The sequence below is a fragment of the Bacterioplanoides pacificum genome (assembly GCF_042648445.1).
Classification (GTDB): Bacteria; Pseudomonadota; Gammaproteobacteria; order Pseudomonadales; family Oceanobacteraceae; genus Bacterioplanoides; species Bacterioplanoides pacificum.
The window spans coordinates 25,573-40,524 of the sequence record NZ_JBHRYB010000001.1; the positions used below are offsets into that span (position 1 = coordinate 25,573).

The window sequence follows — 14,952 nt, forward strand, 5'->3', positions numbered from 1 at the left end:
AAAGCGGGTTTTTTTGCGACAATTAACGCGAAAAATCAGGTTGCGCTTGCTTGTTTTTTACCCGTTTGGTATAAAGCGCAACTCTTTTCAGCCAGGGCACTTGTCTGACGCCGAATATCGGCCGACTCGCCCACGGTTGTAACGAATTTTTCATTTGTTCGATACAGTTAAATCGGGGCTAATTCAATGTCTAAGGTTTGTCAGGTTACAGGTAAGCGTCCTGTAACAGGGAACAACGTTTCCCACTCAAACATCAAAACCAAGCGCCGTTTTCTGCCTAACCTGCAGTACCACCGCTTCTGGGTAGAAAGCGAAAAGCGTTTCGTACGTCTGCGTGTAACCACTAAAGGCATGCGCATCATCGATAAGAAAGGTATCGATGCTGTTCTGGCCGAAATCCGCGCTCGCGGCGAGAAAGTTTAAGGAGGCCTGTTATGCCACGTGATAAGATTCGTCTGGTTTCAAGTGCCGGTACCGGTCACTTCTACACTACAGACAAAAACAAGCGCACCATGCCTGAGAAAATGGAGATCAAAAAATTTGATCCTGTTGTTCGCAAGCACGTAATGTACAAAGAAGCTAAAATTAAGTAAGTTTCTTTTTACGGCGCAGCTCTTTGTAATAAAGAGTATTGTAAAAAAACCCGGCTCTGGTCGGGTTTTTTTATGTCTGAAATTCAGTGAGTCGGAGATATTTCATGCCTGAGTTACCAGAAGTAGAAACCACACTGCGCGGCATTGAGCCCTGGCTGCTGGGCCAGCAGATTGAAGCGGTGGAGGTGCGTCAGCCAAAGTTACGCTGGCCGGTTGCAGCCGGGGTGCAGCAGCTGGTGGGGCAAACGATCCGCCGCCTGAGTCGCCGGGCAAAATACATTCTGGTGGAAACGGATAACGGCACGGCGATCTGGCATCTGGGCATGTCGGGGTCGTTGCGGCTGCTGGCTGATGATGAGCCGCCGGGTAAACATGACCATATCGACTGGTGTTTAGCCAACGGCAAAATTTTGCGCTATCACGATCCCAGACGGTTTGGTGCTTTGTTGTGGCAGCCTGCAGGGGCGACTGAAAACAGCCATCTCGACCATCTGGGACCAGAGCCGCTGTCGGCAGCTTTTGATGGCGCTTATCTGTATCAGCGCAGTCGCAAAAAGTCGCAGGCAATCAAGCAATTTATCATGGATGGTAAGGTGGTTGTCGGGGTCGGTAATATTTACGCCAATGAAAGCCTGTTTATGGCGGGTATCCGCCCCACCACGGCTGCGGGCAAAATCAGCAAACCCCGCTATGAAAAACTGGTGGCCTGTATTCGTCTGGTATTGGAGCGGGCGATTGCGCAGGGAGGGACAACGCTGAAGGATTTCGTTGGCGGAGATGGTCAGCCCGGTTATTTTGCTCAGGAATTATTGGTATATGGACGCGCGGGTGAAAGCTGTGTGCACTGCTCAGCGACACTGAAAGAAATCCGCCAGGGCCAGCGGGCAACAGTGTATTGTCCCGCGTGTCAGCGCTGACGGCTGTGAGCTGGTCGATAATCTCCACTCGTCAGTCGTGACGCGGCCTCAAGGTGCTGCTATAGTCGTGCCATATTGCATACGGAAAAATAAGAGGACGACAGATGCGATTCTTGGCCGCTTTTAAGAAACCATTACAGGTTTCCCTGGCAGCAGTGTTATTGCTGAGTGGAACTGTGGCAACGGCACAAACTGTGGAAGAAGACCCGAGTGCCGGCGCGATGGTAATTGATGCCGTACTGGCGCGTCCTCTGTACTTTGCTTTATCGCAGGTGGGCTCGCTGGTTTATGGTGCAACCCTGCCTTTTACTCTGCTGGGTGGTAATGCTGAGCAGGCAGCCGAAACTTTGGTGGTGACACCGTTACAGGCGGCGTTTGTGCGTTGTCTGGGCTGCGGCAAAATGCCAAACCAGGTGGGTGAGCTGAAAGAAGGTGAAGGCAAGTTTATCCGCCATTTTGTAATGTTATCGGCGGGTCAGGCGAACTATAGCGAATCACTGGTCGATGTGTCCGGCAGTGCCATCGGTGGTGGTTTGTTTCTGGGTACACACTTCAGCCTGAATGATGACAGCCGTTACGATGTGCTGTTGGGTTACCGTACCTTCGGTACTGCTGAGCTGGATAAAAACGGTACAGAGTTTGAAGATACTGCCAGCTCTATCCAGATTGCCAGCCGTTTTGGTAAGCGTATTTTCTGGGACCTGGAGCTGATGGGTAAGCTGGGCCTGCATCGCTGGAGCGCAGAGCGCAAAGTAAATAATTCCACCTCATCCAGTTCCGGTTTTGGCTTCCTGTACGGCATTGGTGTGGAGCGTTTTGTCAGTGATAATCTGCGTTTAGGTCTGGATTACACCGTCTATTCACTGAATAAAAAAGATGAATACGAAGCGGATGTCAGCACCGCTGACCTGAATATCAGCTATATGTTCTGATCTCAGTTACAACAAAAAGCCGCATTCTGGTAACAGAGTGCGGCTTTTTTTATGGCTGCGATTGCGGGTTAATGCACCTGTGACTGGCCCAGACCACGAGGGTCGGAGGCGGCGCTGACCTCGCCACTGTCTTTATCCCATAAGATAACCTGCATATTCCCGTAATGGCGGCCGACATTTTTCAGCTGGTGGCCGCGTGCACGCAGAGCCTGTTGTTCGGCCTGGCTGAAGGTATCCGGCTCGTGCTGAATGACGTCCGGTAAATACTGATGGTGGAAGCGCGGACGCGTTACCCAACTTTCGACTTCTTTGCCCTGCATGTGTTCCAGCATGCCTAACAACACCATGCTGATGATACGACTGCCACCGGGTGTGCCGATAATTGCACTGCTGTTTGTGGTGTTGACGATGCTGGGAGTCATACTCGACAGCGGCCGTTTGCCGGGTGCGATGGCGTTAGCAGCATTGCCCACCAGGCCATAAGCATTAGCTTCGCCGGGTTTGGCGGAAAAATCGTCCATTTCGTTATTCAGCAGAATACCGGTGCCGGGCACGGTGTAGGCTGAGCCAAATGGCAGGTTGATACTGAGGGTCGCGGATACCATGTTGCCCTGGCGGTCGATGACCGACAGATGGGTGGTATGAAAACCTTCCTGCAGGTTTTTCGGGCCATTCAGGCTCAGGCTGGGCGTTGCCTGCTGCATGTTTATTGAAGAGGCCCAATGCTGCGCCCGCTGCTCAGATAATAATTCGCGGATTGGCACATCGACAAAGTCCGGATCGCCGAGAAATTCAGCGCGGTCTTTATAGGCACGGCGCATGACCTCAGTTAACAGGTGAGCCTGATCGGTATGATTGAGGTTTTGCCAGCGTGGCAGGCCGGGCTGGCGTAACATATTAAACATCTGGGCGATGGCAATACCACCGGAAGAAGGTGGTGGTGCGCTGATCACTTCAAATGGCCCGTAGCGGCTGATGATGGGTTCGCGTTCTGTGACGTGGTAATTCTCCAGATCACGCAGTGTCCATTCTCCGCCGTCTGCCTGAATGGCTTTAATCATACGGTTCGCCACTTTGCCGCGGTAAAAACCATCAAAACCATGGTCGGCCAGTGCCTGCAGTGTGGTGGCCAGCTCTGGCTGGCGAATAATAAAACCTTCTGCCGGAATCTCGCCGTTGTCCAGGAATGTTGCCCGGCTCTGAGGGTAACGACGAACAGCGTCCAGCCGGTAGTTCATCAGTTTGCGATAGTGGGGATAGACCGCAAAGCCTTCGTTGGCCTGCTGAATGGCCGCCTGCAGTGACTGTTGCAGCGGCAGCTTGCCGTAATGTTCCGCCAGGTGAGCAAACGCCGCAGCCTGGCCGGGGATACCTGCGGCGGTTGGGCCGTTGACGGCTTTGTCGCGATCGACGGCACCGCTGCTATCGAGGTAATAGTCACGATGTGCCGCTGCCGGAGCCATTTCGCGGGCATCAATAAAGCTGTATTTCTGTTTATCAGCCTGATACACCAGCCAGAAACCGCCACCACCGATGCCGGCGCTGTAAGGTTCGACTACCCCCAGACTGGCGGCGACGGCAATTGCGGCATCAAAGGCATTACCGCCCTGAGCGAGGATATCCATACCGGCCTGGGTCGCCAGTGGGTGAGCACTGGCAATGGCGGCCTGACCCGGTGTTGCCCGGGTGGAATTGTGTTCGGCCGTGTTTGTGTCTTTTGCCGGAGTTGGCGAGCAGGCGATGATCAGACTGCTGCTGAGCAGCAACAGGGTACGTTTGAGCATACAATAAAGTCCGTTATCAGTGGTTGCCGGCTAGTGTGGTGGATGTGGCCGGGTGGAGCAAGGTAGCGGCTGGAACAGGCTGTTACCCGCTGCTGTTGTCTGACGCCTTGTCTGGCGCCGGCATGCGGGTATAAAAAAGCCCCGTGATCAACGATGACGGGGCTTTGCGGGGGTGCTGATCAGGCGATTTTTTTGCCGGTCAGCTGTTCGTATTTGGCTTCCAGCTCTTCCTGGGTTTCCATGTTGTTATCATCCTGAGGGATGCAATCAACCGGACACACCAGCTGGCACTGAGGTTCGTCGTAATGACCAACACATTCGGTGCATTTGGCCGGGTCTATCTCATAAATTTCTTCACCCGCAGAAATCGCTTCATTCGGGCATTCAGGTTCACATACATCACAGTTGATGCACTCATCGGTAATAATCAGAGCCATGACATACCTCCGTCAGGGGCTAACTGCTTGATTGCAGTTTACGGTTGTTATGCAGTTTGTTGTTGCACGCTCTTTTGCAGGGCTTTAGCAACCGCCGGATGGACGAAGTTGCTGATGTCGCCGCCTAAGGACGCGATCTCTCTCACTAGGGTGGAAGAAATGTAGGAGTATTTCTCGGCCGGAGTCAGGAACATACTTTCTACATTCGGGGCTAATACACGGTTCATATTAGCCAGCTGAAATTCGTATTCAAAATCCGATACGGCACGCAGGCCACGCAGAATGATGTTGGCTTGTTTTTCCTGCACAAACTCAGCCAGCAGGTTACTGAAGCCGGTGACTTCAACATTGTGCAGATGGCCTAACACTTCGCGAGCCAGATCAACACGGGTGTCCAGTTCCAGCATCGGTTTTTTCTTGGGATTATCAGCAACAGCCAGAATAATGTGGTCGAACATACGCGCAGCACGCTCCACCAGATCGGTGTGACCATTGGTAATGGGGTCAAAGGTGCCCGGGTAAACAACAATATTCATAGCTCAGCCTTATCATCTGAAATCGCGCGCATAGTAAACAAATTAGCGCGGCTGCTCAATAAAACAGCGATTTATAACCCTGCGGTTATGATTTATGTCAGTGCTCATGGTTGCCGCTGTGCCGTGAAAACTGGCCGTTGCGGCGGTTCTGCTCCTAGACTGAAAGAACAACCGTGGATATGGAAACATTATGGCCAGATTTCTGATTGTAGAGGACAGCAGCGTCATTCTTAAGGTGCTGAAACACGTGGCTCGCCAGACGCTGGAGGAAGAGCCATGGTACGCCATGAATATGGCCCAGGCGGTTGAATTGTACCAGGCTCATCGGCACCAGCTGGTGGCTGCTCTGGTCGACCTGGCGTTGCCGGACGCACCTCATGGCGAGCTGGTCGACTATCTGCTGCAGCAGGGGCTGCCGGTGGTGGTGCTGACCGGTACCAGCGATGGTGATGTGCGTGATCAGTTACTGAAAAAAGGCGTGGCCGATTACGTTATTAAAGAGAGCCGGTTTTCGTATCAGTATGCCGTACAGATGTTGCAGCGGCTGGAGAAAAACCGCTCGGTGGAAGTGCTGATCGCGGAAGACTCATCCACCTACAGACATTATGTGCGCCAGTTGCTGGAGTTGCATCAGTATCGGGTCCATGAAGCGGAAAACGGTGCTCAGGCACTGGAAATATTACAGCAGCAGCCAGCCATCCGGCTGGTGATAACTGACTATCATATGCCTCAGCTGGATGGTTTTGAGCTGGTTCAGGCCATCCGCCATCGCTTTGAAAAACGCAATATTGCCATTATTGGCCTGTCGGGCCAGGAAGACAGCGCTATTTCTGTGAAGTTTATTAAAAACGGTGCCAACGATTTTCTCAGTAAACCATTTGAGCAGGAAGAGTTTGTCTGTCGGGTCACCAACAACATCGAAGCACTGGACAGCCTTGAGCAATTGCAGTGGCAGGCAAGCCGCGATTACCTGACCGGCCTGTATAATCGCCGCTACTTCAGCGAAGAGGGAGAGACATTGCTGCAGCGTGCTGTGCGCGAGCAACAACCGCTCAGCCTGGCGGTACTGGATATCGACTTCTTTAAAAACATTAATGATGAATATGGGCATCAGGCCGGAGATATGGTGCTGCAGCAGCTGGCGCAGCTGCTTGAAGAAACACTGGGACGTTTTCTGGTGGCGCGCACCGGTGGTGAAGAGTTTTCTGTGTTATTGCCCGGCCTGGATAACGATAAGGCGCTCAGCCTGCTGAATGGGCTGCGTCAGAATGTTGAAGAACGGATTTTTGATATCCCCGATGACTTTGTGCGCATCAGTATATCGGCTGGCGTGGCGGCCAGTGTGGCGCTGCCGCAACCGTCGTTGTCGGCGTTGTTCGCACGTGCAGACGAACACCTGTATCGCGCCAAGGAGGCGGGTCGTAATCTGGTGATGGGCGATGACGAAGATGATGAATGAGACCCGGGTTGTATTGCCTGTAATAACTCATTGTCATATAAGTTTATTTTTTCTAAGGTGTAATGGAATTAATACGAGGCAAATTCCATGTCTGACGATACCATTTTTGGCAAAATTGCCCGCGGTGAGGCCGAAGCCAACATTGTTTATGAAGATGATCAGTGTCTGGCATTTCGCGACCTGTATCCGGCGGCGCCGATGCATATTCTGGTGATTCCACGGAAACCGATTCCACGTTTGTGTGATTCCGGCGAAGAGGATCAGTCTCTGTTAGGGCACCTGATGCTGGTGGCCAATAAAGTGGCTGAAGAGCAGGGTTTTGGTGATCAGTTCCGGCTGGTGGTGAATAACGGTGAGGGCGCCGGGCAGAGTGTATTCCATCTGCATCTGCACGTGATTGGCGGTCGCTCACTGAGCTGGCCTCCGGGCTGAGTCGCTGATGGAATTCCGTGATATTCAGGCGCGCCTGCACGATGGCCGCCATATCCGTTTTGCTCAATGGCAATTGCAGCCCGGTGAATACTGGGCGATTACCGGTACCAATGGCAGCGGTAAAACCGCGTTATCCTGTTTGTTTGCCAACCAGCTGGTGCTCAGCCACGGCAACGCCGACGGCCTGCCCGGTCGTGTTGCTTATGTTTCACTCGAAGCACAGGCGGCCCAGATTGAGCTGGAGCGTAAGCAGGATCAGAGTGATCTGAATGACTGCCCTGACCACGGCACCCGGGTGCGTGACTTATTAGCTCCGCTTGAGGAGGTTCAGCACTGGGTTGAGTTACTGGGTATTGACCATTTACTGGATCAGGGATTCCGCGCGTTATCCACCGGTGAAAGCCGTAAGGTGTTGTGGATTCGTTGTTTGCATCAGCAACCGGATTTACTGGTTCTGGATGAACCGCTGGAAGGCCTGGACAGCCGTAGCCGCGACGTTTTACAGCAGGAGTTACAGCGCCTGCAGCAGCACGGCCAGGCGATTGTCTGGGTCGCAAACCGGCTGGATGAGTTACCCGACTGGATCACACACCTGGCGTTTATGCACGACGGTAAGCTCCTGTATCAGGGAACCAAAGCACAGGTTCTGGCTGAGCCGGAGCTGAACGGCTTATTGCATTTTGACCGGCCATTGCCGGATTTCCCGCCGGCAACGATCGACTACCAGCTGGATGCTCAGGCACCGCTGGTGACCATGACGGATGTGGCGGTTCGTTATGATGAACGAGTCCTGTTCGAGCAGCTGAACTGGCAGGTGATAGCCGGGGAGCACTGGGCGATTCAGGGCCCGAACGGGTGTGGTAAAACCAGCCTGTTACAGCTGATTACCGGCGATAACCCACAGTGTTACCGCAACGATCTGAAGTTGTTTGGTATGCAGCGTGGCCGTGGCGAAACCATCTGGGACATTAAAAAACACATTGGTATTGTGTCGGCGTCGCTGCAATGGGATTACCGTGCCACCACCAACGTCCTGAGTACGGTGATCTCCGGTTTGTATGACAGTATTGGGCTGTACCAAGCGACCGGTGATGATGATAAGCAGCTGGCGCTGCAATGGCTGGAGGTGATTGGGTTACGTGATAAAGCTAACCAGAGCCTGCAGCACCTGTCTTATGGTGAGCAGCGTCTGGTATTAATTGCCCGGGCACTGATCAAGCAGCCACCACTGCTGATTCTGGATGAGCCGTGTCAGGGGCTGGATGACCCAAGTCGCCAGCTGGTGCTGGCATTTATTCGCCGACTGGCACAGCAGCAGGAGGTTACCCTGCTGTACGTGACTCATCTGGCGGATGAGATACCGTCAGAAATTGGCCGGCGGCTGCAATTTGAACCGCAGGGCGATCAAAGTCAGATACATTTTTACAGCATGAACTGAGCCCCTGCGGGGGCTGCGCTATCATTATTACAACAACACAGGCAGGTTCACAGTGATAGGTTCCATTACAACTACCCGTAATGGCCGCAAGTTCCGGATCAATAAACGACACACGCGCAAGCGGCTGGACGTGTCAGAATTAACCCCAGGGATGCATATTGTTGAGCTGGATCGGCCATGGATTGAATCGCCGTTTTTATTTCAGGGCTTTTTGCTTGAAACGGCGGAAGACATTCAGATGGTCCAGGACGTATGCCGCTGGGTGTATGTCGATGTGGTTGAAGAAGAATGGCAGGAATACCATGGCCATCAAACGATCACACCGCAGCGGCGCACTATGTATGTTGAAAAACAGGATATGGCGCAGCAACTGACGCGCGCGAACCGCACCTATCAGTCCACTAAACATCAGATCAAATACCTGCTCAATACTGCCTACCTGGGCCAGGCCATGTCACTGGAGGGGGCCAAAGAAGCCGTCAAAGACTGTGTCGAACGGGTTATCCACAACCCGACTGCCATTCTGTGGCTGACCCGGCTGAAACATCAGGATGAATATACCGCTGAACATTCAGTGAATGTGTGTTTGTTAGCAATTGCGCTAGGGCGGGAAATGGATCTGGCTCCGTATGAACTGGAAAATCTCGGTATTTGTGGCCTGATGCATGACATCGGCAAAATGAAAGTTCCGCCGGAAATACTGAACAAACCGGATACTCTGAATCCGCAAGAATTCGCTGAAATGGCACGCCATACTGTGTATGCCCGGCAATTACTGATGGGACGATCGGATATTTATCCGGGCGCCGTCGATGTTGCTTATAGCCATCACGAACGCCTCGATGGCAAAGGTTATCCGCGGGGCATCGACAGCAGCAAAATCTCCCTGTTTACCCGCATCGTGACGGTCGCGGACGCTTATGACGCCATGACCAGCCGTCGCTGTTACAGCGAAGGTATGTCCTCCACTGAAGCATTAAAAATTATCCACCGCCATATCGGCAGCCAGTTTGATGAAGAGGTGGCGCGTAAGTTTATCGCCATGATTGGCCTTTATCCGCCCGGCTATTTGCTGGAAATGACGAACGGTGAAGTGGGGATTATTTTATCTTCAGACCCGGGTTATTCGCTCAAGCCTAAGGTCATTATGGTGCTCGGCGCGGACAAACAGCCGCAACCGGAACGTATTATCAACCTGGCTAACGCGCCTCAGGATGATGCCGGCGAATTTTATAAAGCGGCCGGGGTATATCGCAGTGGATCTTTCGGCGTCAATATAAATGACTACCTGGAGAAGGGCTTGCGTATCAAAGGATTTGATTATCAAATGAACGATTGAAAGGATTCATTTTTTGCTTCAGACCCCATTGTCAGAAGCTAATTCTATAGATCTCTAATATTTTTGCGCCCCCGGACGGTGCCAGTATTTATGCGGTTTTCCGCATTTTTCCGGGGTTGTGGCCGGGTTGTTGTGGATTTTCAGGCTTGATACTTAGACATCAATTGTTTAGCCTTGTATTTAAATGAACATTCAATCAAGCGTATGGCAAAGATCAAACCACAGAATCAGCGGCGAGAAGAAATCGTTCAGGCGACCCTGAAATCCATAGAGCTATATGGATTGTCGGGCACCACGATTAAAACCATCAGTACTCTGGCCGGCATTTCCGTGGGCCTGATCAATCATCACTTTGGCAGCAAACAACTATTACTGGAATCTGCGGTACGGCATCTGCTGGAGCAGCTGAAAACCGGATTGCTGACCAACTTCCGTGGTCATGAGGCAGGACTGTCGACAGCGGCCAGTGCCCGCCAGCGTTTACACAGTATTGTTGAAACCAACTTTGCCAGCTTTCAGCAGTCTTCTTCAGCGTCGCGTACCTGGTTATGTTTCTGGGCCGAAGCGGCACATTCCCCCGAATTATCACGCTTACAACAAGTGAACAGCCGCCGGCTGCGCAGCAACCTGTTGTATTCCTACCGCGCTTTGTTGCCGAGCCGGCAGGACGCCGTTAACGCGGCAGAAATGACCGCCGCCATGATTGATGGCTTCTGGTTACGCAGCACTCTGAGTAATTCCCCCGAGCAATGTTTCCTGGCAGCAGAACAACATTGTAAAACCTATATCGATCAGGTCATTGCCGGTTTTGGTGACACAGGACATTCCGATGAAAGTTAAAAATTTTATTGCTGGTGGTTATCTGGATAACCGCAGCGGAGATACCTTTGATGTGGTTAACCCGGCGACGGCTGAGGTGATGTACCAGGTTGAGGTTGCAGATGATTATATTCAGCAACAAGCCATCATCAGTGCGCGTCAGGGATTTGCCAGCTGGTCAGCCATGACGGGTATCGAACGCAGCCGTATTCTGAATAAGGCGGTGGCGCTGTTACGCGAGCGTAATGATGAACTGGCCCGGCTGGAAGTACTCGACACCGGTAAACCCTGGCAGGAAGCCAGTGTCGTGGACGTGGTCACCGGGGCCGATTCGATTGAATTTTTTGCCGGTCTGGCGCCGTCAATCGAGGGCAATCAACAGGATCTGGGGGGGGATTTTTATTACACCCGGCGTGAGCCCCTGGGGATTTGTGCCGGCATTGGTGCCTGGAATTACCCATTACAGATCGCCTGCTGGAAATCAGCCCCGGCGCTGGCCTGTGGTAATGCCATGATTTTTAAACCGTCAGAAGAAACCCCGATGGGGGCCTGTAAGCTGGCGGAAATCTTTATTGAAGCTGGTGTGCCGGCGGGCGTATTTAACGTGGTACATGGCGCCCGCGAAGTCGGTGAATGGTTAACACACAGTCCGGATATTGAAAAAGTCTCTTTTACCGGCGAAGTGGGCACTGGCAAACGGGTGATGGCTGCAGCTGCGAGCACACTCAAAGACGTCACCATGGAATTAGGTGGTAAATCACCACTGATCGTTTTTAACGATGCCGATATCGATGAAGCCGTCAGTGCGGCTATGTTAGGTAATTTTTATACCCAGGGGGAAATTTGCACGAATGGCACCCGGGTATTTTTACAATCCGGCATTAAGGATGAATTCTTAACCAAGCTTAAGCAGCGTACTGAGCAGAATATTATCGCCGGTGACCCGCTGGATCCTGAGGTTAACCTCGGTGCGCTGATTTCAGAAAAACATTACCGCCTGGTGCTGGATTATATCGAAAAAGGCAAAGCGGAAGGTGCTCAGCTGTTATGTGGTGGTGGTGCGATTAAGCCTTCAGGCGCGCCAAATGGTTTTTTTGTCGCACCAACGGTATTCGTGAACTGCAACGATGAGATGACCATCGTCAAAGAAGAAATCTTTGGCCCGGTGATGTCGGTGCTGGAATTTGACGACGAAGACGAAGTGATTGCCCGGGCAAATAATACCCATTATGGCCTGGCCGCCGCTGTCTTCAGTAACGATATTCGTCGTGCTCACCGGGTTATTCATCAGCTGGAAGCCGGTATTTGCTGGATCAATGCCTATGGTGCTTCACCCGCAGAAATGCCGGTTGGTGGGTATAAACAATCGGGTATTGGCCGTGAAAATGGCATGGCGACTTTACAACATTACACCCAGATTAAATCTGTGTATGTCGGTATGAATTCACTGGAAAGTCCGTTCTGAGGAACCACCATGGCGCAATATGATTTTATTATTGTCGGAGCCGGCTCGGCTGGTTGTGTGCTGGCTAACCGACTGACGGAAAATCCGGAGCATTCGGTATTACTGATCGAAACCGGCGGCAGTGATAAGAGTATTTTTATTCAGATGCCAACGGCATTGTCGATCCCGATGAATACGGAAAAATACGCCTGGCAATATCACACCGCAGAGGAGCCGTATCTGGATAACCGGGTGATGCATTGTCCGCGCGGTAAAGTGCTTGGTGGCTCTTCATCGATTAACGGCATGGTGTATGTTCGTGGTCATGCCCGCGATTTCGATGAATGGCAACAGTCTGGTGCGCAGGGCTGGGATTATGCTCATTGTTTACCTTACTTCAAGAAAGCCGACGACTGGGCATTCGGTGCAGATGAATACCGCGGAGTGGGTGGGCCGTTAGGCGTAAACAACGGCAACCAGATGAAAAATCCGTTGTATAAAGCTTTTATCAAAGCTGGTCAGCAGGCCGGTTATGATTTTACCGAAGATTATAATGGCAAGCAGCAGGAAGGCTTTGGTGCCATGCATATGACGGTTAAAAATGGCCGCCGCTGGTCGACGGCCAATGCCTATTTGCGTCCGGCGATGCAGCGCAATAATCTGACCGTGATCACTAAAGCTCAGGTGCACAAAGTATTGCTGCAACAAACAGAGCAAGGACCAAAAGCCGTTGGCGTGGAATATCGTCAGAATGGTACCACGACGCAGGTTAACGCTGGCAAAGAAGTCATCCTCAGTGCCGGCTCAGTCGGTTCACCACATATTCTGCAATTGTCGGGTATTGGTGATGCGGAGGTGTTAAAAAATGCCGGAATTAAGCTACAGCATGAGCTTCCCGGTGTTGGCAAAAATCTGCAGGATCATCTGGAATTTTATTTCCAGTTTAAATGCAAACAGGCGGTGACTTTAAACGGCAAGCTTGACTGGTTTAATAAATTTTTAATTGGCGCACGCTGGTTCTTCTTTAAAACCGGACTGGGCGCAACCAATCACTTTGAATCCTGTGGCTTTATTCGTTCTAAGGCCGGAGTTGAGTGGCCTGATCTGCAATATCACTTCTTGCCGGCAGCCATGCGTTATGACGGTCGGGCGGCATTTTCCGGTCATGGATTTCAGGTTCATATTGGCCATAACAAGCCGAAAAGCCGCGGCCATGTGCACGTAAAATCCGCCAACCCGGATGATCATCCGGAGATTTTATTTAATTACCTGCAGCACCCGGACGATATTGAAGGCTTTCGTGATTGTGTAAAACGTACCCGGGAAATTATTGGTCAGGCAGCGTTTGATGATTACCGCGATGGTGAAATTCAGCCCGGCGAGCAGGTGCAGAGCGATGAGCAAATAGATGCGTTTGTGCGCGCCAGCGTAGAAAGCGCCTATCACCCGTCATGCAGCTGCAAGATGGGTGAAGATGATATGGCCGTTGTCGATTCCCACACCCGGGTTCATGGTGTGCAGGGTTTGCGGGTGGTGGACTCGTCGGTATTTCCTACCATACCCAACGGTAACCTGAATGCGCCGACCATCATGACCGCCGAACGGGCTGCGGATCTGATCCGTTGTGATCACGAAAGCGGTTATCAGATGTTGCCGGCCAGTCAGGCTGAGGTTGGCATGAACCCGGACTGGCAACAACAACAACGCTCTGGCACGCCACAGCGTTCAGTTTAAATCAGCAACCATAACAACGATAACGACGATAACGACGGAGAAGAAAGGTATGAAACTCAAACATTTAGTCTGTTCCGCTTTACTCGCAATGCCTGCAATGTCACAGGCTGGCCAGTGCGATACAGTTCGTTTTGCCGACGTCGGCTGGACGGATATCACGGCAACCACGGCGGTTGCATCCGTTGTACTGGAGAGCATTGGCTACGACACCAAAACCCAGGTGCTGTCGGTACCGGTTACCTATAAATCACTGGAAAACAACGATATTGATGTTTTCCTGGGCAACTGGATGCCAACCATGGAAGGTGATATTAAACCTTACCGTGAGCGTGGCACGGTAGAAACTCTGGTGACAAATCTGGAAGGTGCCAAATACACCCTGGCGGTACCACAGTATGTATATGACGCCGGTGTAAAAAGTTTTGCCGACATTGCTAAATACGCCGATAAATTCGATAACAAAATTTATGGTATTGAGCCGGGTAATGACGGTAACCGCCTGATCCAGACCATGATTGATCAGAACGCATTTGAGCTGAAAGAATTTGAAGTGGTTGAGTCCAGCGAAGCGGGCATGCTGTCTCAGGTTAAACGTAAAACCCGCCGTGATAAGTGGATTGTTTTCCTGGGTTGGGAACCACATCCGATGAACGCTAACTTTGATCTGGCCTACCTTGAAGGCGGTGATGATTTCTTTGGCCCGAATCTGGGTGGCGCAGTGGTGAAAACCAATGTGCGTAAAGGTTATACCAGCGAATGTCCTAATGTTGGCAAATTCCTGAGCAACCTGAAGTTTACCCTGCAGGCTGAAAACGAAATTATGGCCGGCATTCTGGATGAAGGTAAAAAGCCTGCAGACGCGGCCAAAGCCTGGATTAAAAAGAATCCAGAGGCTCTGAATGTCTGGTTAGAAGGCGTAAACACCAAAGACGGTGCACAAGCACTGCAATCTGCGCTCGCTCTGACTGAGTAAGCGCCATCAATGAGCCGCAGCAGCGGCTCATACCTGCCCGGTTATCCTACGATAACCTGAGTTATCGGGCATCCGGTAGCGTTAACGGGCATTACTGTTTTATAGCACTACTTTA

The 14,952-nt window shown here is 51.8% G+C and carries 15 protein-coding genes; 12 read left to right on the top strand and 3 right to left on the bottom strand.

Annotated elements, in window-relative coordinates:
• Positions 1 to 186 precede the first annotated feature (186 nt).
• The 4 genes from rpmB (at position 187) to ACFOMG_RS00155 (ending at position 2,442) form a co-directional block, all read left to right on the top strand.
• Positions 187 to 423 carry a 50S ribosomal protein L28 gene (gene rpmB, locus ACFOMG_RS00140; RefSeq protein WP_068658357.1) on the top strand — a complete coding sequence of 79 codons (237 nt, stop codon included), beginning with the start codon at positions 187 to 189 and terminating at the stop codon, positions 421 to 423.
• Between the two features lie 11 nt (positions 424 to 434).
• Positions 435 to 593, top strand: coding sequence for a 50S ribosomal protein L33 (rpmG, locus tag ACFOMG_RS00145; RefSeq protein WP_036533854.1), 159 nt, complete (start codon positions 435 to 437; stop codon positions 591 to 593).
• Positions 594 to 697: 104 nt separating this feature from the next.
• Positions 698 to 1,510, top strand: coding sequence for a bifunctional DNA-formamidopyrimidine glycosylase/DNA-(apurinic or apyrimidinic site) lyase (gene mutM, locus ACFOMG_RS00150; RefSeq protein WP_376864071.1), 813 nt, complete (start codon positions 698 to 700; stop codon positions 1,508 to 1,510).
• A gap of 104 nt (positions 1,511 to 1,614) precedes the next feature.
• Positions 1,615 to 2,442, top strand: a complete 828-nt coding sequence (locus ACFOMG_RS00155) for an outer membrane beta-barrel protein (RefSeq protein WP_376864072.1) — start codon at positions 1,615 to 1,617, stop codon at positions 2,440 to 2,442.
• A 68-nt stretch (positions 2,443 to 2,510) separates the two neighbouring features.
• On the opposite strand, the gene ggt is transcribed toward ACFOMG_RS00155, so the two are convergent.
• The 3 genes from ggt to coaD all read right to left on the bottom strand — a co-directional run bounded on the left by ggt (position 2,511) and on the right by coaD (position 5,199).
• Positions 2,511 to 4,226: a gamma-glutamyltransferase gene (ggt, locus tag ACFOMG_RS00160; protein ID WP_376864073.1), complete on the bottom strand. Its 1,716-nt coding sequence runs from the start codon at positions 4,224 to 4,226 to the stop codon at positions 2,511 to 2,513.
• A gap of 179 nt (positions 4,227 to 4,405) precedes the next feature.
• Positions 4,406 to 4,663 carry a YfhL family 4Fe-4S dicluster ferredoxin gene (locus ACFOMG_RS00165; RefSeq protein ID WP_376864074.1) on the bottom strand — a complete coding sequence of 86 codons (258 nt, stop codon included), beginning with the start codon at positions 4,661 to 4,663 and terminating at the stop codon, positions 4,406 to 4,408.
• A 47-nt stretch (positions 4,664 to 4,710) separates the two neighbouring features.
• Entirely contained in the window at positions 4,711 to 5,199 is a 489-nt protein-coding gene (gene coaD, locus ACFOMG_RS00170) for a pantetheine-phosphate adenylyltransferase (protein WP_376864075.1), read from the bottom strand.
• 190 nt (positions 5,200 to 5,389) lie between these two features.
• On the opposite strand from coaD, the gene ACFOMG_RS00175 reads away from it, so the two are divergent.
• From ACFOMG_RS00175 to ACFOMG_RS00210, 8 genes are all read left to right on the top strand, one after another.
• A complete protein-coding gene (locus ACFOMG_RS00175; RefSeq protein WP_376864076.1) occupies positions 5,390 to 6,658 on the top strand; it encodes a diguanylate cyclase in 1,269 nt (422 codons plus the stop codon).
• Between the two features lie 87 nt (positions 6,659 to 6,745).
• Positions 6,746 to 7,090, top strand: coding sequence for a histidine triad nucleotide-binding protein (locus ACFOMG_RS00180; RefSeq protein ID WP_376864077.1), 345 nt, complete (start codon positions 6,746 to 6,748; stop codon positions 7,088 to 7,090).
• 7 nt (positions 7,091 to 7,097) lie between these two features.
• On the top strand, positions 7,098 to 8,528 hold the full coding sequence (gene modF / locus ACFOMG_RS00185) for a molybdate ABC transporter ATP-binding protein ModF (protein ID WP_376864078.1): 1,431 nt from the start codon (positions 7,098 to 7,100) through the stop codon (positions 8,526 to 8,528).
• 130 nt (positions 8,529 to 8,658) lie between these two features.
• Complete coding sequence (locus tag ACFOMG_RS00190; RefSeq protein WP_376864079.1) at positions 8,659 to 9,867, top strand: HD-GYP domain-containing protein; 1,209 nt, start codon at positions 8,659 to 8,661, stop codon at positions 9,865 to 9,867.
• Between the two features lie 204 nt (positions 9,868 to 10,071).
• On the top strand, positions 10,072 to 10,707 hold the full coding sequence (betI, locus tag ACFOMG_RS00195) for a transcriptional regulator BetI (RefSeq protein WP_376864080.1): 636 nt from the start codon (positions 10,072 to 10,074) through the stop codon (positions 10,705 to 10,707).
• On the top strand, positions 10,697 to 12,151 hold the full coding sequence (gene betB / locus ACFOMG_RS00200) for a betaine-aldehyde dehydrogenase (RefSeq protein WP_376864081.1): 1,455 nt from the start codon (positions 10,697 to 10,699) through the stop codon (positions 12,149 to 12,151). Before betI ends, betB begins: the two co-directional genes overlap by 11 nt.
• Before the next feature lie 9 nt (positions 12,152 to 12,160).
• Positions 12,161 to 13,864 carry a choline dehydrogenase gene (gene betA, locus ACFOMG_RS00205; RefSeq protein WP_376864082.1) on the top strand — a complete coding sequence of 568 codons (1,704 nt, stop codon included), beginning with the start codon at positions 12,161 to 12,163 and terminating at the stop codon, positions 13,862 to 13,864.
• Positions 13,865 to 13,913: 49 nt separating this feature from the next.
• Positions 13,914 to 14,837, top strand: a complete 924-nt coding sequence (locus ACFOMG_RS00210) for a choline ABC transporter substrate-binding protein (RefSeq protein WP_376864083.1) — start codon at positions 13,914 to 13,916, stop codon at positions 14,835 to 14,837.
• The last annotated feature ends 115 nt before the right edge of the window (positions 14,838 to 14,952 follow it).